Source organism: Halorubrum sp. GN12_10-3_MGM (assembly GCF_005435235.1).
In the GTDB taxonomy this organism is placed as follows: Archaea; Halobacteriota; Halobacteria; order Halobacteriales; family Haloferacaceae; genus Halorubrum; species Halorubrum ezzemoulense.
In genome coordinates this window covers 117,842-138,123 of sequence record NZ_SGUB01000009.1, presented here as the reverse complement: position 1 = coordinate 138,123, position 20,282 = coordinate 117,842, and the positions used below count along the sequence as shown (strand labels likewise).

Here is a 20,282-nt window from a genome sequence, read left to right as displayed (position 1 = left end):
GCATCGAGCGGCTCGGTGTTGATCTCTATGACTCCTAGCTCGATCAACTGCCGAAACATCCCGCCGAACGCTGACTCAGTGGAAGACATATCGCCAGATTAGAACTGTCTGAGTGTAATTATACGGGCTTTCCGCGTTTCTACATAAGAGCGTGAAGGGAAGTGGACACATCCAGAAAATGACCCAACAGGCGTGGACACCGATACGTTCCACAAGTTCCTGCTCGGACTGATGAACTCCCGCGTGCTACACTACTACATGTTCAAACGTTCTGGCGAGATCGACGCCGCCGAAGCGTTCGCGAATATGCGGCAGGGAGATATTCGCGAGCTGCCGGTGCCGGTTGCGGACCTGACGACAGATGCTGGGCGCGAGACAGTGCGTGAGATAGCGGAGTGTGTCGAAGAGATGCAAAACGGTGGAGAGCTCGGGGATGCGACGGATCTCAAGATCGAGCGTCTGCTACTCGATCTGTACGGTTTGCGACCGGCGGATCTGTCGTATATTCATTCGCAAATGGGGCTTGGAGCGTACCACAAGAAAATGATGGAACTGTATCCGGACGGGAAGCCGTCTGCTCCGGAGCGAAAGCAGGATATCCGCGTCGATGTCGACTCCACAACAGCTGAGGCTGACGACTAGGCCAAATTGTTCTGTTGGGTCGGCTGTGTTCGTTCACTGGATGTCGTCGGCATACTTCCCGATCCGCATTACCCAGAATTTTCCGTTCATCTTGAGTACCCGCCCTCGCTCCTCGGCGATCGTGAGAAGATTCTCGACTTGTTGGAGTTCGATCTCGTTCAAATTGATGTGCTCGTCGACGTCTTCTGCTGTGACCGGCTCGTGAGTTGCGACGATATCGACAACCTCATCGAGGGAGAAAGGCTGGGTCATTTTCAGGCCGGCTGGTCGTCGCTTCGTTCATCAAGCTTCTTTGTTGCGCGGAGCACTTTCTCTGGGTCATCGATGAGGGTGATCTGCGTTTCGCTTCCAAGTGCGTGACCAGCAGGCTTCCGCTTCCGGGAGAGAATTTCAAGGAACTCTGCTTCCTTCAAGAGGTCTCGTACGCGACGTTCCGAGAGCGCATCAGTCGCATCAAAATTACATTTTCGTTGGTAGAGTTCGTACGCTTCTGTCGTTGTGACTGGATCTGCGGTGGTATCGCGGTCAGCTGAAAGTGCGGCGACGGACTGGATGACCAATCTCGAGTGCGGTGGGAGTCGGGAGATGATTTGGAGAATCTCTTCCACTTCAGCCTCCTCGAATCCTTGTTCGACGTGGCTTCTTTTCACAGTATCTGAACCAGCTTTGTTCGCTACTTCACCAGCGTATCGGAAGATGTCCATCGCTTTGCGTGCGTCTCCATGCCGACTGCCTGCTTTGGCTGCTGCGAGGGGAATGACATCTGACTCAAGAACACCATCTTTGTAGGCGTCCTTCCGCGCGTTGAGAATCTGTTCTAGTTGAGCCGGTTCGTATGGCGGGAAAATGTGGCCACGTTCGTTGAGACTGGAAAGGGTTCGCTCTTGGAGTTTGTCCTTGAATCGAGGTTTGTTGCTGATCGCGATGATACCGAGAGAGCTCGAATTAAGTTTGTTTGCTTCCCCAGCTCGAGAGAGTTGCATCAAGAGAGAATTGTAGTCTCGGTGTTTGTCGATTTCATCGAGAATAACGATTCCGACGTCGTGGTTTTCCTCCAACGCATCCCAAGCCCGGTTGTAAACAGTATTGGTCGCGAGGCCAGTGTCGGGAATCGACACGTCACTCCCGTCGGTGTTGAACATCTGCCCGATCTCGGTGATCGCGCCAGTCTCGGTGTTGCTTTGAGCACAGTCAACGTACGCACGTCCGATCGAGACGTCGTTGGCAGTAGCTTCTCGTTGGAGCTGTTTCGTGATAAACTTCGCACACAGTGACTTTCCCGTGCCCGGTTTCCCAAAGAGGAGGCAATTGTTGGGTTTGCTTCCTTCAAGTGCGGGCTGGAGAGATTGAGCCAGCGCCTCAAGCTGGTCGTCACGCCCGATAATACGACTCTCATCGACCACATAGTCGATTTGGAGGATATCTTTGTTCGCGAAGACCGAATTGAGGCCGTCAAAGAAATTCCGTGACATGGATGGAACAAGAACCCATCCCCAGTTAAAATTTTGGAGCAGTAGAACACCGAGTTTCCGTAAGCGATCTCTTCAAAACCAGCATCACAGAGGATTTATACGGTGTTTAGAGCGGAAACTGGGGGTGTTCCGCGTATCCCCGTTTCCGTTCTAAGTATGTGAGCCATCAACATTAGTGCTCGGAGGTCCCCACCCCACGTTTCCGCTCTAGATATCTTTGGGGACAACAGAGTAAGAGTTGGCTTTGTCGAGGTCTGATTTCATTCCGGTGGCTCGGGGAACTCAGGCTACAACAGGACACCCCCACCCCACGTTTCCGCTCTAGATGGCGGTTCTGTACCTTACCTAACGCACCCGATCTAATTCTGGCGTCTGTGCTGCCACACCCCGTGTTTCCGTTCTAAATATACCGTTATCACTGTTTCTAACGCCTCTATTGATTGTCTTCTATATTCGCACCCACTTCCCTATAACACATATTATATATTTTACTGTAGTAGCAATAAATGCATACATGGATAGACAGCAAATACGTGCGTGTTAACCGTCTTACTGATTGAATACGTATTCTGGAAGTAGTTCCAAAGATGGCGGTAATACGGCTATTTATATACTACAATCCAGGAGAATAGGCTAGGACTCCCGTATTCGGTGTATTTAGAACGGAAACGTGGGGTGTGTGTCTGGCCGTTCTAGTACTTCCTAACGATGATCGGTAGCAGGTTCACCGAACTAGAGCGGAAACGTGGGGTGGGGCTGTCCGCCCGTCCGATCACGATACGCCAACCTCAGACAGAGGCGTTCATGACCTCCGCCAGTTCGCGGTCAATCTGTTCGACCTGCCGAGTTAGTCGTGAGACCATCTCTGTTTGGCTCTCGTTTTCGTCCGCGATTTCCGCGATTTCCTCACTCACGACGATTGCCCGGTCGGAGACGTCGTCGACGGCACTCGATATCTCTTCGGCCACGCTTGCTTGCTCCTGTCCCGTTTCGAGTATTTAAACCCAGGGGTAGCCTCTCGCACTCAATGCTAAAATACGAACTCAAGAATGGTTGCAGCGGCTGTAACAAGTATTCAGCTAGTTAGAGTGTTCCTTTCCGACGACGGATGATCAGCTCACGGACTCGTGCTTCGTGGTCGATGTCGCCTTGGAAGTACGCAGTCAAAATCGCCTCAACAACCTCTGAACGGCTTGCTTGGAGATCGACGCACTGCTCGGTCAGTTCATCCAGCTCCTCAACGAGTTCATCCGTGATGGACACGCCAAATTCCGTGTTTGACATCGATTAAACCTCCTGAAAGATTGTTGTAGCTGCTGTAATGTGATTTTACTGCTTGCTGTGATCGATGAGATTCTTCGCGGCACCACCATTTATATACTCGAAACGGGACAGTGACACACCTGAAACAGCCTCCAAAGGAAAAGATAGCCATCCCGAACCGCCTGTTGACGAGATCACCGACTCTCTCACCGATGAGGGCTTCGACATCTTCCACGGGCGTGAGTACATCTCCTTCCGCACAGATAGCCACCTCGCACCAAATTCAACAGTAGTTGAACAGCATCTCGAGGGAAAAGAAGCCGTCATCCTCGCGTACAACGAGGACAGCAACGAGGTTGCACTCATCCCGCTATCAGCAGATTACGATCGGGGTGATGTTTACTCGCTCAAACGCAGCGATGGGAGTACGGTAATCGCCGCGACAGGGTTCTTCAAAGAACACGACCTCTCCGTGGATCAAACCGTCCGGTATTCACCAGAATGGAACGGAGACATCGGCGGCAGTAACGTTCCTGGTGGATTGGTCATCGACCTCGACGAAGACGGAGAGGTCTACGCGGCTGCCTCACCGTCGGGGTCTACTGACGAGAGCTAGCACTCGGCTACACACCTAACTATAGTAGACGTTAGAAATAGTTGCTCACTTTTGGGATAGAGATTTGGTCAAGAGCACTGTCGATCGCTGTTGTCAGCTCGTCGAGTGAGTCGAAGAAACGGTTGCTGAGCGCTGCTTGAAGTTGTCTCCAGCATCCCTCAACTGGGTTCAGCTCCGGTGAATACGATGGGAGCGTCACAAACGCGAGGTCGTCACGGGACGCTAGGTCCGTGACGGCCGATGCCTGAAAATACGGCGCGCCATCGAGGACGACAATTAGATCGTCTTCAAATTCTTCACATAGTGCTAAAATGAAATGTTCTGCGTGATCGGCGGTGATGTACTCTGTAAACCGAGAGAAAAATCGATCGCCGTCCTCGGTGATCGCGCCTAACAAGCACGTCCAGTCCCGTTGACCGGATAATTCGACCGAGGGCCGCGTGCCGCGCGGAAACCACGCGGCACGCGGCTCGACTTGGACGGATTTCTTGGTTTGATCGATACAGACTACTGTGGCGTCCATCTCTCGCCGCTTTTTTTGATCTCGTCGTGAAACGCTTCTTGGTCGTCTTCGTCGGATTCAGCGGCTGAACGGCGTGGTTTTTGATAACTCAATCCCGCTTCTTTCAGCAACCGCCGGCAGCTTGGGATTGAGTAGTCGACGCCGTACGTTTCTTCAAGATATTCTTGTGCGAGCGCCGGCGTCCACGCCGGCGCGTCAACGCCGATCTCTTCGGGTGATTCGTGGACTGTTTGTTCAAACTCTTTTTGCTGTTTTTCTGATATTTTTTGTCTCCGACCAGATCGGTGAGCATCTGTAACAGCTTGTTCAAGCGGTTCGTCGGTATCGAGTCGGTTGAGCCAGTTATAGATCGTTTTTCGCTCTGTGTCGTACCACTCGGCAAGTTCGGTTTGCGTGACGCCGTTTTTGTACGCGATCGCAGCTAACAGCCGTTGAGTCGGCTTGTTTCCATCAACATTGTCAAGCGCCTCTTGGAGTTCTTCGACGGAGATCTCGTTGAGGTGATCCATTACAGGCAACATATCTCTCTGAGTAAAAAGTTCTACCGACTACTATAGGCACCCGCACAAACACGATAGATCGCGGACTGCCGCTGTCCATAGACACTCGACGTACGCTCCAAGACCAGCTTTTCTTTTTCCGTCGGTCGTCCTATTTCCAGAGGACCCAACATCGTCCATCGTAACACAGACCAGTTCTTTGACGCTCCTCTGCGGATACTTAGTCTAGAAGACGAACCACCGGCACATCAGCGTTGAATTGGAGACGAACTGGGGGCACATCAGCGTTGAATTGGGGACGAACTGAGGACACATCAGCGTTGAATTGGAGACAAATTAGCATCAAATCCCCGTCCTAATAGCCCCAAACCAAGACTTTCAGAAAGCAAAATACGAATCGGTGTTTAGCGAGAAACCCGCTTCCAACAAACACAGCTCTTGCCCATTATTGCTACCGCCACCAAGCGTTCTATCATATCCTATACGTTTTTCGGGGGATTTTGAGGCTATAATTACAAGACGGCAGCGGGATTGATGGGGGTGCTTCATGAAGTGCGTAATGACAAGACGGCGGCGGAGTTAGTAGGGTGCTTCATGAACCAATCCTGAATCCATCAAGTGGCGATCGACCTACCGTAATGACAAGACGGCGACGAGGTTGGTGGGGTGCTTCATGAAGTGCGTAATGACAAGAAGGCAGCGGGATTGCCGGGGTATTTCATGAACTAATTCTAAACCCATCAAGTAGCGATCGACCTACCGTAATGACAAGACGGCGACGAGGTTGGTGGGGTGCTTCATGAAGTGCGTAATGACAAGAAGGCGGCGAGATTGCGGGGGGTGCTTCATGAACTGGATTTGGACCCACCAACCACCGACAAATATCCTATAATGACAGGAAGGCAGCGGGATTGCGGGTATGATTCATTAATTTCATATCTATATTGGCAGGTCATCTAATGACAGGAAGGCGGCGAGATTGCGGGGGTGCTTCATGAAATCGCTACCAACCAAATCAGGCGTGTACGTTCAGCTATACACTGAGAATGCTTTAGAGAGTCTATAAAGAAATCTCTCGTCCCCGTGTACGTTCAGCCGAATTCACACAATTAGGGTTCAGGGCAGATGAAGTTCAGTGGATAGTCGCGTAGCGAAGGAATCGGGGCGGAGCCAAGAAACGGACGGGGGAAAGAGGGGGAGACGGGAGGCGGACAAGGCGAAGACTATCAGAGATATGATAGTGGATGGAACCCTGAGTGAGCGGCGCAGGGGACAGGGGATGAGAGGCGATGAACAGGGACCGACGACAGGCAAGTAACGACCAACAACCAGAGGCGACGGAACACCACCAACGTCGACGGCGACGGGAGACAACCGACCACTCGAAACGACGACCGAACCCGACGAGGCTGACCGACGATCGATACACCGAGAACGCGGACCCAACGCTCGACGACGGACCACCAACTGATCGACAACACCCCGACACCGACTCGCGGGCAACAACGAGACTACTCTGACGGCACCAATCCGACGAGCGACGACGAGGACTGACCCGGAAGGGACACGGATCAACAACGACCGGCGGCGACCAGCAGGGACCAGACCGACGACCAAGAAGCGACAGGGCGACCTCGAACAGCGACCAGCATCAAGGATGGACCAAGAGGCGAGCGACAACGAGGAGGACCACCGAACCGACACGACACCCGACGACGAACAGCGGCGGCGGGGCAACGACAGAAGGTGGGGGCCAGATCACGATGCGAGAGTGTAGGGTGGGAGGCGCGGTCGACGACGTCGAGAGTCGCGGTTGCGATGCGACGGTGAGAGGTGGGTGTGCGAGAGACGCGATCGTGACCGCACCGAGCGCGAAGCGACGGTGGGGGGAGAGGGACGACGACGACGACAGCGAGGCAGCGACACTGCGGGGGGCGGCAAAGCGACGGGGACGGCGGAGACAACGGCGACGTCGACGAGGGTAGGCGAGAGCGAAGCGACGGTGGGGGATAGGGGCGACGACGTCGACGAGGAGTAAGCGAGAGCGAAGCGACGGGGACGGCAGGGGGCAACGACGACGCCGGTAGAGACCGAACAGCGAGAGCGAAGCGACGATGGGGGCGGGGCAGCAACGACGACGAAGACCGCGATCCGAAACCACCGCAGCGGGGGACAGCTATCGACGACCGTTCAGCATGGGACAGCGATCGGCTGGGAGGCGAGAGGGGACGAGGGGAGGTGGAAGGAGGAAGAAGAAGTGGAAGGTGAAGATTGATCCCCCCGGATTGCCGTAGGCGGGTCGTTCAGGACGGAGCCGATGTGGATGAACAAGGCGGGGCCAGATGGCGACTCGGGGGCGGGGAGTAGCCGGGGTCGGCAGAAGAGGAGGGAATCCCCAAAGAGTAGGTGGGAGCGAAGCGCAGTTGATGTCCCACAAAGACTCGCCCGGAAGGCGACTTACTACGTGGGAGCAAATCGAGTCGGTATGGGAGACCAAATTAGCGCGATGGTAGACGGGGATCTGAACAGCATTCTCGAAGCGATGGCAAAACACCATGACATCCCGAAGAGCAGAGTGATCGGACTGCTCCTCCGGGAGGGGGTCCACGCACGCGAGATGCGATACCGCTACGAACAGATGGACGCGAAGCTCGATCACCTCATCGACAGCCTCAATGTGGGGTCGACCGCAACGGACGCAGTCGAGGACCGATTCGAAACAGTCAGCGAACGGTCGTTGCCCGCCGGCGTCGCTGGTGTGGAGTTAGCCGACAGCCCACTGCCGTACTTTCAGAGCGCCGGGAGCTATCCAGATCGATCGGACGAGGAGGCAGTTGTCCGGGATCAGGTGTTCGACGAACGGGATGCGGTTAGGAAAACAGACGACGACTGATCGATCTGCCGCCGGCATAGTCGAACTCACGCTGGGGCAGCATCGTCGTCGGGGTGCGGTGTCGATATCTCGGAACTGACCTCAATGGCGTCGCCGGGAACGAAGGCACCCTTTGCCCGACCGGCTCGCTCAAAGTGGACGATATCGTACTCGGCGAGTAGTTGGTCGCGTCGCAAAGTCGTTCAGAATACAGTTCGTCCCGTTTCCTTTGACAGGGTAGATCTCTCGGATGCGTGACTTGATGATGGACAGACTACCTCTACATGTTATTTTCAGCCACATCAGCCTTCTACCGAAATTACGGGAAACTTTACCGTAACTCAGGTTGAACGGTTTTCCGACGCGAGTAGATTATTGAGACCTTCTGTGAATCACTACAACCGCGTCGACGATCGCTCTTGACCGAGATGAAGCTGAACTCGCGCGAATCCTTGCTGATCAACTTGCCGAATAGACATCTAAATCCCAAGACATCAGTAGTTACCGTATAGTTTGACTAAATTACGGTAATATCTCTCAAATTACTTTGTGAGGTACTGGATGCTAATTAGGAGTTGGTTCGCTCGCGGATTCGTTTGTATCCCTCGAGAGGAGTGAGAGGGATTCGGAAAAGGGATGACCCGCATCCGATCCCGCTCAGAACTATGCAACAATCAAAATATACAACGTATGCGTATGCGGCCGCCACCGACGCAACTGTTTCACGGCCGGAGTGGTGGTCGTACACGCGGCACGAGCGAATAGTCGTACCGACACAAACTCTCGGACAGCCACTACTAGCTGGCGACCTGAACACGCTGCCAACTCCTAGTGGACCCGTCGTGGGCAAGCGCTCACCGAGAGTCAAGGGCAATGTCTGACGACTCACTTCGGCAGGCTGTCCGGGATGCGTGGGGTACTGAGTGTCTCATCTGTGGGCGGGCCCCTGAAGACTGGGTTAACAGTGACAATCGGCCGTTGGTAAACTCACTCCATCACATCAACGGCGACGATACCGACGACCGTGTCGCCAACCTAATCCCGCTGTGTCAGCGCTGTCATATTCACGTCCACAAGACGGACGCGACCCCATACAGGCAGTGGCATCGCCAACTCCCGATCGAACACCGAAATGCGTGGAATGCGCATCATAAAGTGTACTACGAGGGGCCACGGCTCAACAGCGCACAGGCCGAGTGGTTCTACGGCGATAATGAGGGCACGCCACAGAGCGCACGATTCCACGATAAAAAGTCGGAATCGCCCGATGAGTCTCACGAAACGACTGAATCCGACACTAACTCGACGTCAGAGACGTCAGAGGATGATGACTCAGAAATGACATAGCTAGTCGTCGACGAGAGGCCCGGTAACTCCGGTAGCGATCAGGTCCGTCGTGGTGTCAATTCGGATCCCAGCTTGGAGACAGTAAGCATCAAACACGCTCCAAGCAATGAGGACCAATATCAGATCGGGTTCGTTAGCCGAGACGCCCACGGCTGGTAGCGACTCAAAAAACAGGAACTGGCCAACGCTGGCGGCCAGTTAGACGTCAGCCCATCACCGATATCGGTATTACTCACTGATGACCAACTGCGTGATGGCCACTCGAGACCCACGGTCACGCTAATTTTTTAGAATAGTACTTTCGCCCCGCTTGCCCGAAGTATAAGTCACAGAGTCTGTAATCTTGGGGTGAGGGAGCACAGCTGAGTCGGTCTCACCGACCGAACCAGCTGTTAAAGAGTATCACACGCTCCCTCTCCCCCTGAAAAGAGCTGCCGATTTCGTGAGAATGGCCCCCGATAATCCAGAGACAGTCCGTGGCACCTGCTCATTCTGTGGCGATACAGTTACTGGCCGACACGCGATAATCGAGTATGAAACAGATAGCGGTAGACCGGGCGTGTGGGCCGAATGTCCAAGCTGTGGCGAGGTCGTTGACCCCACCCATGCTCAGTAAACAGTTCATCCAGCAGATTGTGAGACTCGATCTACCATCGACAACCCACCACGAGTGCCGTCACTGTGGATACAGCGTGGGGAAGGACGTCGATGAATGTCCACAGTGTGGCGCTGACGAGATTGCGGCCTACGACCTCGAGTAATTGCTGGAGCGCTCACAGTTGGTGGAGAAGTTTAATGCCTTATGTAGCATCCGAACGCTAACATGGCATCAATTATTGCATAAGGTGTGGAGGAGCCGCCACCACCGACCTCGCTACCCAAGTATCTCGCAAAAGGCTCCCAAAGCAGGATACGGAGACGCTCCACGAGATACAGAGCTACGTTGGGGTACTCATCGAGTATCGCGACCAGCCACTCGGCACCGATGAACTTCCCGAGACAGCTGAATCCGTCAACAAGCCCGACAGTTCAGGAACTGGACCATCGTCAAAGAGAAGATCACCTGTGGCGACGACAGCTGTAAGTGCGCCAGCGGAGATCGTCAGGATATGCACGGCCCGTATCTCTACCGCTACTATCGTGAGAATGGGACGATGAAATCAGAGTACATCGGGAAGCCGGGAAGTGGGTAGTGGTGAGTCGGTCAACGTCGACTAACGAGCATCCCGGGAGAGATACGCTTTTCACTGTACGCACACTTAGACAACGGTATACGATGAACTGGGATAGTGAGCGAGAAATGGCCAAAGACGTCGAGGAGAACGAGGAACTGTACGAGGCGCTCGCAGACGACGATACCGACGACGACAAAGAGTAATCAGCGATACTCTTCAGGAAGGACCTCGCCGAAGAACTGAAGCCAGACGCGATACAGCTCGTCCGTTTCATACAATCTGTCGAGATGGATCGGAGGTATCTCTCTTCGAACGTCGTGTGACTCAGCTCGCACCCGTTTGACCCGCTCCGTCGACCATTCTCCCGGTTCGATCCCGTTGTCACGGAGCAGCTTTCGCAATGTAACGATCGCAGTACGGTGGTTCCCATCCGGGAAGAAGTGTTTCCCTACGAGCGCGTGTATCCAGAGCGCGCACTGTTCGGGAAGCGGCCGGTCAGTTGGGAACTCCTCGAGAACCCGTTCGAGATCGCCGTTTCTCACTCGCCAGATCTCCTTTCGCTGTTCAAGGAACGACTCGTCATGTGGATTGTCGTAGTGATGGCCGTCTGCTCTCAGAAATTGTGTATTCCGGAATTTGAAGTTCTCCGGCTCGATCGACGAAAGATCCGTGATACGAGGGGCTGGATCCGTCGAGTCTCCCATTCGTTACACGCCCCAACTCATTCGATCTACATTACTTGTGGGGGAGACATGCGTATACGGTTCCTCATCAGACCCGGTCGATACTGATGAATGCCCACAGGGTAGCTCTCACGAGATTGCGACCTACGATCTCGAGTAATTGCTGAAGAGCTCACAGTTGGTAAAGCGAGTTCAACTCCTTATGTGTCACCCGAGCGCTAAAGTGGGACTAGTTGTTACATAAGGTATGGAGGAGCCGTCACCACCCACCTCGCTCCCGAAGTATCTCGCAGAGGGGCTCCCAAAACAGGATACGGAGACACTCCACGAGATACGGAACTCCGTCGAGGCGCTCATCGAGTATCGCGACCAATCGGTTGACACCGAGGAGCTTCCCGAGACTGCCGAGCCCGTCGACGAGTCCGATAGCGAAGGAAGCGGGACCGTCGTCAAAGAGAAAGTTACCTGTGGCGACGATAGCTGTAAGTGCGCCAGCGGAGACCCCGCGGATATGCACGGCCCGTATCTCTATCGCTACTATCGTGAAAACGGGACGATGAAATCGGAGTACATCGGGAAGCCAGAAAGTGAGTAGGGGGATCGAGACGGTTGAGGTGTAGGTGACCCCGGCCAACAGACGGTCACCAGTACAACAACGACGTTACAGCGCCCGTGAGTCGTGTCCGGCAATGCTGGCAAACGCGACGTTCTCTTGAACTTGCTCGATCTCGACTGTCAGCTCATCACCGGGTTGTCCGCCGGGGACGATCACGACGTAGCCGCGTTCAACCTTCGCGATGCCGTCGCCTTGATCACCGGTCGTCTCGACCGTCACGTCGCGGACCTCACCCTCATCGACAGGCGGACCGTCCGACGTCGGAGTTGGTTCTTGCGCAGCCGATTGGGGTTGTTCTTGCTGGGCTTTCTGGCCTGTCGAAGATCCTGACGCCAGGAGCGCGATGCGGTACGTTTCGTCGGCAGCGAGTGTGTCGTGTTCGATTTCACTCGTCGGGATATCTATGACATATGACCCGTCACGTTCTTCGATTTGAGCGCTGAACAGAGAACGAAGCGAATCAGAAATTTCGATCATCAAGTATCACGATTTTAAGCCAGCCAACGTACCTAAATCTCGTGTTTTACTCCGAGGATATTCATATCCGAGAGGTGGTCACGGACACGACGTTCACTCACGCTATCAGCGTCGAGACGGCCGCAGATCTTCATGTATCGCTCGTAGAGATCACGGGATAGAACAGAATCTCGTACACACCCCCAATTGTAAGTGTTCTACCGAGCGCCGACCCCCATATTGTAAGAGTTCACGGTCGCTACACACCCCCAATTGTAAGTGTTCTACCGAACGCCGACCCCCATATTGTAAGAGTTCACGGTCGCTACACACCCCCAATTGTAAGTGTTTGACTGGTGGTCCGCCCTCCAGATTGTAAGTGTATCTGGTGCTTACAGACCGAGCTTTGTCTGAATATCGCTACGTGTGTCAGCCTCATACGTGTCTAGGAACTCCTCGGCGCTGTCACCGAAGAGATTTTCGAAGCGGTCCATATTGTAGAGCGTCTCGATGACAACTCGTGGCTCATCCACAATCGAATAAATATACGACCGGCCGCCACGACGACCGAGATTCACTTCTTCCGTTTCGAGAAGCCCAAACATATCAAGCGTGTCTAGATGATCCCGCACACGAGATTCAGAAAGCACATCGATATCGAGGCGATCGCAGAGATCCTTATAGAACGAATAGATGGTTTTGACTTTGGCGTCCGTACTCTGGTCGACATCAAGAAACGTCGTTGCAACCAACACAGTTTGCATTTGGACAGTCAGGCGATTGGTAACGATTCGCTCAGTATTCGCCCGGTCTACTTGCGAGCGGGCGATCCGAACGTGTTCTTCAACAACATGGTCAGCGTCCTCGTGACGAGCTATGTCGCCAGCAGTTTCCAAAAGATCAAGTCCCATTCGTGCATCACCCGTGTCTTGGGCGGTGAAAGCTGCGCACAAGGGAACAACATCGTCACTAAGCACATTCTCGTAGAAAACTAAATCTGCGTAGTAGTTCAAGATCGTTCGGAGTTCATTTGCGTCATACGGCGAGAACTGAATCTCTCGTTCGGTTAGTGTGGATTTGACTCGGGGCGAAAGGCTCTCACGGAATTTGAAATTATTACTAATGCCGATAATGCCTACCTTTGCGTGCTCAAGTTCGCCCATCGCATTCGCTCGAGGGAATTCATAGAGGAGCTCCTCATCTTCGCCGAGCTTGTCGATCTCGTCGAGGACAACAAGAATACTCCCCCCAAGTTCGTCGAGCGCAGTATAGATACGATCCCAGAGTGTATCTGGGTGATGACCTTGCTTGAACGTCTTTTCTGAGTAGAGTTCGTTGGCGAGGTGGGTGATGACTTTGTAGGTCGTATCTCGCTTGTTACAGTTGATGCTAAAGACAGTAAGGTTCACTCCGGCCTCTATGGCGTCAGCCTCAAGATATTCAGTTACCTTATGAGTCGTTGCAGTTTTCCCGACGCCTGTCTGGCCATAAATAAACACGTTAGGCGGCCCAAAGCCATCAAGTACGTCTTGTAAAGCCGCAGCAAACGTCTCGATCTCCTCGTCCCGTTCAAGAATCTCTTCAGGATGATATGCCTCTTCAAAGGGCTCCTTCGTCTGAAAGATATCGTTTGCACCCTTGAATGGCGAGTCCATATCACATCGTATTAGGCAATGTACTTGAAACCCCACCTTGTAAGTGTTGTAAGTGTTGTATCTGTTCCTATCTGTCTTCAACACCCCCACCCCGGATTGTAAGTGTTCCATGAGTCAAAACGGTAGGACCGGTTCTACACGAATTTGACATCCTCCCCGCTCTTCGTGGGACAGCACGCCGTTTGTGCGTCCCTGAAGGCGCCCTGACCAGAGCACGAGGGTCTGGCTGTGGTTTGTGAGGAGTGCGTCGGGCTACCGAAGTGACGTTGTGTGCTTGGGCATCCACTTATACCTCACGGGCCGTGACATTAACCCGACTCAACCACGTTGGTCGAGTAGACATCCGACGCAGGGTTGCTTTTTGTTGACCGAGGCTCCAATCTAACTCCAATTTTCGCCTGATGTGCTTACATTACGATACGCTGTCGGCCTAATTAATAATCGTGGTTGGCGTCTCCGTTGTCGGATTCACCCCCGCGCTAAAGCACGGGGCTTTCTCCTTGATTCTCCGTTAATCCACTGTCTTGTTGTCGGATCTACTCCTACCTATATGATATTTTATATAGTTATGGGTAGAAGCAATATAATAGAGTATAGTTAAACTAGAAATTTCACATAATTCGGCTCTTAAGCGTGTGTTTACACTTACAATTAGGGGTGTGCGAATGGAGCTATTTACCCGGCTTTTATACAGTACATCTCTGGGCAGTATATCCCCCCAGGGACCCTAACAGTTGTGAGAACACTTACAATCCGGGGTGGGTGGGGTCACACTTCGAGCGTAGTGTGAAGCAGACAAACCGTAGTAGGTGTGCGATTATTCGTGTCTAGTTTGTAGCTCCACAGAGAATGTTAATGCGGCACGGGAATCATGTGTCCTGCTCAGTGTTTTTTGCGGCTGCGATGCGGTCCGAGAGGCTTTGGGCGAGCCACTCGTTGGCGAGTTCGCTCGCATAATCGACCATCTGTTGATGGCTCATCCCCTCGGTTTCGAATGATTTGTAAACGTGCCATTGTTCCGCGTCTGGATCAAAGACAATCACATGTGTCTTCGCTTCCATATCCAGCAGGAACGCTTCGATCGTGCCAGGGGATGACCCCGGAAAACCCATAGCTCCGCGAATTTTTGGGTTGTCGTTTTCGCCAATCTGTTTCACGATGTCATCGGTAATGGGTTGGCTCGGAAGCGACGAGAGAAACGAAGGTGAGGTTTTTGAACCATCGGTCATATGCGACGATTCGTGGAGAAATATCTTGAATCCGTGGACTCAATCGTATCTTCCTGTTGTGTCTTATCTCCGTCGCCGAAACCGAGAAGTGACTTTCACCCTCCGATGACGAATTGATCGATAATCTCTGTGAGCAACCTCAGACATTTAGCATCTCGCTCTCTCAGAACAAATATGTCGTTTCGGGTCACCTGGCACAATCTTCTTGAGCGGTTAGATGACCTTCCGGAAGGGGCCACGTTCCGAACACCACTCTCGAACGACCGGTTTCAGATAACTGGCGTCCAGGAACACCGTGTCATCATCAGGTTCACAGACCGCGGTGAGTCGAAACCTCTCCAGCAAGACCAGTTCGAGACACTATATCGGCGTGTCACCGACTCTACCGATGGGTTCGACCTTGATCGACTCCCACCCGATGCGGATCCATACCCGACGGTATTGAGTCTCCATCCACGATTCGAGGTGAATGACGACCAAGGTGTGATCATCGAGACCGAAGCGCCAACCACCTCATTGTTATTGGACGAGGACCCGTCCTCTGAGCCTGCTCCCGACGAACGGACAGAACCCGATCTCGATGTCTACGCGGATGCGCTGTTGCTCGTCGACGCGCTGGAACGCCACGAGGTTACAGCGCTCGAAGGGGTCGAGACAGGGACGCTCATCGATCTGTATACCTTGCTCTCGGACGTTCAACGGAACGCCAACGACCTCCGAAAGGAGATCGCGGACACGCTCTTAGACCGACTCCATCACGACCGACCGGTCTCGGGATCGTACGGCTCGGTCCAGCGGACCGCTCGGACGAACCGCTCGCTCAAAGATGACGAGGAGGTGCTGGACACGCTCGAATCAGCCGGGATCGACCGTGATCGGGTGGTGAGCGTTGATCGCGGGAAGGTTGACGATGCCCTCGAAGTGACTGATGTCGCTGAAAGCGACGTCTACGAGATTGACGAAACCGAGTACGTTCGGAAAGCCGAGGTGGACGAAGATCGCAAGGAGACGCGACTCCAAGGGCTGAAAGACCAACTTGCGGCGAGCGATGCTGACGATGCCGACCAGCTTCGCGACGAAGTCGAAGAGCTGGAATCGCGGATCGAGGAACTGACCGAATTCAAGTCTGGACAGTCGTATCACACGCGCTCGAATGCCGACCGGTGAGTCGGTTTGATGACGTGACGAAAAGAACGAACAGGCCACGGCCGAGGGCAATTACGACGCAAGGGCTCCAGAACCGTTGATCGTCGTTGGGCTATGACCTTATGTAGCATTCCATCACGTTTTCCCACCAGTTTGATACATAAGGCATCGACCCCGCTGCGTGGGTTAACTCGAAAACGCCCATGCGGGTTTGTCGTGCTACCGAGTGGGAGAATTGGTACAATAATCACGGCCAATCTCATAACGAGTGTTAGCGACAGAAAGAACGATTATAATGAATACACGTTAGCTGTTGGAATATGAGTGCGTCACAGGGTGAAGTCGATCTCTCGGAGGACGAACGTGCGGGTCTTGAACTGGTCCGTGAGACAGGTGGGATTCACCAGAGCGACTTTTGGAAAGAGCTAGATGTCTCTTCGCGAAAAGGAAGCCGACTAGTCGAAGCGCTTGAGAGTGCCGAGCTGATCCAGCGTGAGGAAACGGTGTACGAAGGTCAGCGGACCTACTATCTCGAACCAACAGCATCTGATCGTGACTTTTCACTGCTGATGGCGGGTGACATGCTCTCGCCATTCATTGGTGAAGAAGAGGTCGATCCGCAGGCAGACGCCTTCTCCCAATGGCTGATGAACATCACGTACGGGGAAGAGTGACTCTTTTCTCGAGGGCTTCTGGCGGCCTTTAGTCGCCAAATCTCATACTTGTATTGAGGTAGGACTCAATATCCGCAATTGGGTGCCCATCTCGGATGAACTGTTTGTAGATCAGCAACGCGATCAATACGACCTTGACACCGGCGAACTTATCAGACCCCGTACGAGCCGTTTATAAATCAGCAACGCCACCCCCGACGCACTCTTGCGTTCAATAGGGCACAAGTAGTTCTACTTTCGCTCAGTATGGGGTTCTTTTTTGTATCTCCTATTTGTATGACAAGTTGTATGATCCCCCGCTACAGAGGTGAGTCATCCAAGTGCGTGTAATGGCCCATTTATCCGCACGGGCAGACGCAGCCTACCAGAACGATTACCACCACAAGCTTCGTGGCCGGCTCTGGGACGCCCTCGACGGTACCGCCTACGACGACCGCCACAACGATGGTGAGCCGCCGGGATTTTCGTATTCGAACCCGTTCCCGCCACATAATATGCAAGAGGGCGACGACCGCAAGCTGCTGGTTGCCTCGCCCGACGAGGAGTTACTGGCCAACGTCGCGGCCGACCTACTCGACGAGCCGGAGCTGAACATCGGCGAGATGCCGTTCCACGTCGAGGACGTGACTTCGCTCGAACCCGATGTCGGCGAACCCGGCACGCGCGGGACAATTGAAACCGGGACCGGCCTCCTGGTTCGGATTCCACCGTGGCGATGCGAGGAGTACGGCATCGACCACCCTGGCGGCGATACGGCCGTCTTCTGGCGACCGGAGCACTCGATGGCACCGCTCCGGAAGCAGCTGGAGGACAACCTCGATCAGAAACACGACCGCTTCGCCCACGACCACCTGCCGGGGCCGAGCGATGTCGAGGGAGATCTATTCGACGGCTACGAGCTGATCAAGACGTTCGCTGTTCCGGTGACCGTCACCGAGGGCCAGGAGATGACCTACGTCCTGAGCAAGTGGGAATTCTCCTACACAGTTCGGGACGATCACCATCGCCGGCATCTCAACCTCGCGCTAGATTGCGGGCTCGGCGAGCGGAACTCGCTTGGGCTCGGGTTCGTGAACCTCAACGAGGACTCGGTTATCCCTGCCTCAGAGGCCACAAGAGAGAGGGTCGCTAGGAGGGATGACTGATGTCAGGTACCTCAGATTTCGATACCGACAAGCTCGATACGCTGCTTCCCACAGAGACCGTCCACTCACTTCGACAAGTCCAAGCTACCTACGGTGCGCTTGCAGAAGCGGCAAGTGGCGGATCGACGCCAGCCGGTCAAGAAAAGTATTCGCTGTACTTTACCCCCAGTGAACTCGAACCGTTCATCGCAAGCGACGACGATGAAGAGCGGTTCCTCGTTAGTGTCAAGGTCGATTTTACTGGGGATGACCCATCGCACAAAGGGATCGAAGTGATTCCGTTATCGCGTGAGGTTGCTCCCCGGCTCGGTCTATCCCGGTATCCTTGGGGTGCCGCGATTGATCACAGCATCACTCGTTGTGGCTCGAAAACCAGTGGGTCGAGTGTATCAACAGTTGTTACGTACTGTACCGAGTGTCTCACTCGCTGGACGAACGGCGATGGAGGCGAACCAGCCGTTGGCAACATCGCAGACGAACACCCCGATGGCTGGCTCATACATGCTCTCGCTGAGCTTGGTGCCACCGAAAAAATCCAAGATCGTATTGAACAGGAGGTGAATGCGAAAATCAACGGTGAGCCTCGGGTAGTTGCGACTGTTAAGCTGAAACTTGATCCAGCTAACCTCGAAGACCCACCTGTTGGCAACGAACCGGACTGGTTCTATCCCGGCGAGGTTCCAGTGTTCAATGAAGCGATGCGTGCTCGAAAAGCACGGAAATATATCACAAAAAACGTCAACGGTACTTCTGAAGGCGATGCAGCGTGTATGATAACCGGTGAGGATGACCATGTTGTCGGTGCTGCCGAGGATCCGTTCGCTCTCTTCACACTCCAGCACACGGAGAAATTCGACGAATTGAAACGAGATCAGTCTTGGCGAGAGCATCCAGTGAGCGATGATGCCGCATTGCTGCTTGATGCGGGTAAGGGCCTTCTCGATGCCTGTCGAGAGACACGTAATGGACTGGGCATTTACACACTCCCGTACTTCATGACGATGTCTGATGAGCGAGCGAAACTGCTCTATCGGACATTGTCGGAGTTACAAGGCACTGATCTTGAGGAGGAACACAAAATAGCGTGGTTGCAAAGGAAGGTAGAAGAATATGCCGACAAAACTGGAGACGAATCACACGTCGACGCACTTCGGTTCTACATCATTGCCATCCGCGATGACCAAGGCGATATTTTCGTGTTCAACGAAGAACCGGATGCGACAATCTACCCGCCACGTGAAATCAGCAAAGCACACGTCGGTGTGCTTTCGAGCCCGTCTTTCAGCGAGATTGGATTCAGTCAGCCGGACGACTGGAGACATATTCGGGCACTTACCGATCAAAAGGGCGTAGTCTCGAACATCTTCGGTGGTTCATACGCCCAAGATACAGTCTATACACGAAAAAAAGATAAATCCAGCTCAGATGACAGTGCGACGGCAAACGAACCGAGTGAGTGGTTCTCGTTTGCGATGCTTACAGGAGAACAAATCAATCGTGAGTGGCTTCTTGATCAGTACGTCACCCGACTCGCACAAGAACGAGAACAGGACGATGAAAACAGACTTTCTTGGAAACACGTACTCACACAGTTCGCACAACTCGACGCACTCGCTAAAGCGGGCCTACTTGCCCATTCCGATGGGCGCGAAAACCGACGGAGGAAGACAGACATGAACAATCAATCTACGACGAATGGTGTATCGAACCCGATAACCGAACTCCCCAATACTGATGAACTGACAACTGAGGGCATCCCTTCACTCGCGGAGATCCGCGAGTATCAGCTCCGGGAATTCCTCGCAGAGCGGACTGAACTCAGTGGCGATGATGAGGAACACGAACAACGTAGAGGGGCATTTCTGATTGGTGTGCTTCTCGGCCAACTCAGCACGCACCAACGGCAGGATCGAGGAATGAACCGAACGTTTGCTGATCGCTATCAGGCGGAGGACATCACTCTCGGTCAGCTACAAAAAGTCATGACCGAACTGCTCAGTAAGGATAGCATCTACGAATCAGAACACAACTATAGCAACAACGGTTCGTGTTTCCCAGAGACGAGCGGTCGGCTCAGTGATCTAGCGGGCACACCACCGACAGAATGGTCACTATCGCTACCTGACGTACGGTTTCATTTTGCGCTTGGTGTGACCTACGGGCTTCAGTTCCGCGACCAAGCGTTTGGACTCCGTGACCTGATCGAAGATAGTCTCGCTGACAAACCGGAAGAACCTGGAAACGCATGACTGATCAGACAGAACTAAC

17 protein-coding genes and 2 pseudogenes are annotated in these 20,282 nt (G+C 53.7%); 9 read left to right on the top strand and 10 right to left on the bottom strand.

From position 1 onward, the window contains the following. The first annotated feature begins 192 nt into the window (after positions 1–192). Positions 193–642, top strand: coding sequence for a hypothetical protein (locus EXE47_RS09065; protein ID WP_199237876.1), 450 nt, complete (start codon positions 193–195; stop codon positions 640–642). Positions 643–675: 33 nt separating this feature from the next. Here EXE47_RS09065 and EXE47_RS09060 read toward each other — a convergent pair whose 3' ends face one another. The 4 genes from EXE47_RS09060 to EXE47_RS09045 form a co-directional block, all read right to left on the bottom strand. Continuing rightward, positions 676–894 carry a hypothetical protein gene (locus tag EXE47_RS09060; protein WP_137708184.1) on the bottom strand — a complete coding sequence of 73 codons (219 nt, stop codon included), beginning with the start codon at positions 892–894 and terminating at the stop codon, positions 676–678. Between the two features lie 2 nt (positions 895–896). Further along, on the bottom strand, positions 897–2,114 hold the full coding sequence (locus EXE47_RS09055; RefSeq protein ID WP_137708183.1) for a Cdc6/Cdc18 family protein: 1,218 nt from the start codon (positions 2,112–2,114) through the stop codon (positions 897–899). 788 nt (positions 2,115–2,902) lie between these two features. Beyond that, a complete protein-coding gene (locus EXE47_RS09050; protein WP_241997568.1) occupies positions 2,903–3,082 on the bottom strand; it encodes a hypothetical protein in 180 nt (59 codons plus the stop codon). A 115-nt stretch (positions 3,083–3,197) separates the two neighbouring features. Beyond that, entirely contained in the window at positions 3,198–3,398 is a 201-nt protein-coding gene (locus EXE47_RS09045; protein WP_049908420.1) for a ribbon-helix-helix protein, CopG family, read from the bottom strand. A 64-nt stretch (positions 3,399–3,462) separates the two neighbouring features. Here EXE47_RS09045 and EXE47_RS09040 point away from each other — a divergent pair, with 64 nt between their 5' ends. Next, positions 3,463–3,993 carry a hypothetical protein gene (locus tag EXE47_RS09040; RefSeq protein ID WP_137708182.1) on the top strand — a complete coding sequence of 177 codons (531 nt, stop codon included), beginning with the start codon at positions 3,463–3,465 and terminating at the stop codon, positions 3,991–3,993. A 31-nt stretch (positions 3,994–4,024) separates the two neighbouring features. Here EXE47_RS09040 and EXE47_RS09035 read toward each other — a convergent pair. Continuing rightward, positions 4,025–5,025, bottom strand: a protein-coding gene (locus EXE47_RS09035) for an IS630 family transposase (RefSeq protein WP_137708181.1) whose coding sequence is annotated in 2 segments (ribosomal slippage) — positions 4,025–4,533 and positions 4,533–5,025 — 1,002 coding nt in all. Because the reading frame shifts where the segments join, the coding sequence is not laid out codon by codon here. Between the two features lie 2,497 nt (positions 5,026–7,522). On the opposite strand from EXE47_RS09035, the gene EXE47_RS09030 reads away from it, so the two are divergent. Both EXE47_RS09030 and EXE47_RS18930 read left to right on the top strand, forming a co-directional pair. Beyond that, a complete protein-coding gene (locus EXE47_RS09030; protein WP_199237875.1) occupies positions 7,523–7,909 on the top strand; it encodes a hypothetical protein in 387 nt (128 codons plus the stop codon). A gap of 2,173 nt (positions 7,910–10,082) precedes the next feature. Then, a pseudogene (locus EXE47_RS18930) lies at positions 10,083–10,428 on the top strand (DUF6788 family protein). Between the two features lie 185 nt (positions 10,429–10,613). Here the strand turns inward: EXE47_RS18930 and EXE47_RS09015 are convergent. Then, the gene (locus EXE47_RS09015; RefSeq protein WP_007992836.1) at positions 10,614–11,114 is read right to left on the bottom strand and encodes a hypothetical protein; all 501 of its coding nucleotides are present in this window, start codon (positions 11,112–11,114) and stop codon (positions 10,614–10,616) included. Between the two features lie 226 nt (positions 11,115–11,340). Here EXE47_RS09015 and EXE47_RS09010 point away from each other — a divergent pair, with 226 nt between their 5' ends. Then, positions 11,341–11,688, top strand: a complete 348-nt coding sequence (locus EXE47_RS09010) for a DUF6788 family protein (RefSeq protein ID WP_137708179.1) — start codon at positions 11,341–11,343, stop codon at positions 11,686–11,688. Positions 11,689–11,754: 66 nt separating this feature from the next. Here EXE47_RS09010 and EXE47_RS09005 read toward each other — a convergent pair whose 3' ends face one another. From EXE47_RS09005 to EXE47_RS08990, 4 genes and pseudogenes are all read right to left on the bottom strand, one after another. Continuing rightward, entirely contained in the window at positions 11,755–12,186 is a 432-nt protein-coding gene (locus EXE47_RS09005) for a TRAM domain-containing protein (RefSeq protein WP_137708178.1), read from the bottom strand. A 47-nt stretch (positions 12,187–12,233) separates the two neighbouring features. Beyond that, positions 12,234–12,350 (bottom strand): annotated as a pseudogene (locus tag EXE47_RS19270) (hypothetical protein); the annotation flags it as partial. Between the two features lie 207 nt (positions 12,351–12,557). Continuing rightward, complete coding sequence (locus EXE47_RS08995; protein WP_121597622.1) at positions 12,558–13,820, bottom strand: Cdc6/Cdc18 family protein; 1,263 nt, start codon at positions 13,818–13,820, stop codon at positions 12,558–12,560. Positions 13,821–14,689: 869 nt separating this feature from the next. Further along, positions 14,690–15,049 (bottom strand): hypothetical protein, encoded by a 360-nt coding sequence (locus tag EXE47_RS08990; protein ID WP_137708177.1) that lies wholly within the window; start codon positions 15,047–15,049, stop codon positions 14,690–14,692. Positions 15,050–15,223: 174 nt separating this feature from the next. On the opposite strand from EXE47_RS08990, the gene EXE47_RS08985 reads away from it, so the two are divergent. From EXE47_RS08985 to EXE47_RS08970, 4 genes are all read left to right on the top strand, one after another. Next, complete coding sequence (locus EXE47_RS08985) at positions 15,224–16,216, top strand: hypothetical protein (RefSeq protein WP_137708176.1); 993 nt, start codon at positions 15,224–15,226, stop codon at positions 16,214–16,216. Between the two features lie 299 nt (positions 16,217–16,515). Further along, complete coding sequence (locus EXE47_RS08980) at positions 16,516–16,869, top strand: MarR family transcriptional regulator (protein WP_137708175.1); 354 nt, start codon at positions 16,516–16,518, stop codon at positions 16,867–16,869. Positions 16,870–17,198: 329 nt separating this feature from the next. Further along, positions 17,199–18,014: a CRISPR-associated endoribonuclease Cas6 gene (gene cas6 / locus EXE47_RS08975; RefSeq protein WP_199237873.1), complete on the top strand. Its 816-nt coding sequence runs from the start codon at positions 17,199–17,201 to the stop codon at positions 18,012–18,014. Continuing rightward, positions 18,014–20,263 carry a TM1802 family CRISPR-associated protein gene (locus EXE47_RS08970; RefSeq protein ID WP_137708173.1) on the top strand — a complete coding sequence of 750 codons (2,250 nt, stop codon included), beginning with the start codon at positions 18,014–18,016 and terminating at the stop codon, positions 20,261–20,263. Before cas6 ends, EXE47_RS08970 begins: the two co-directional genes overlap by 1 nt. Positions 20,264–20,282 lie beyond the last annotated feature (19 nt).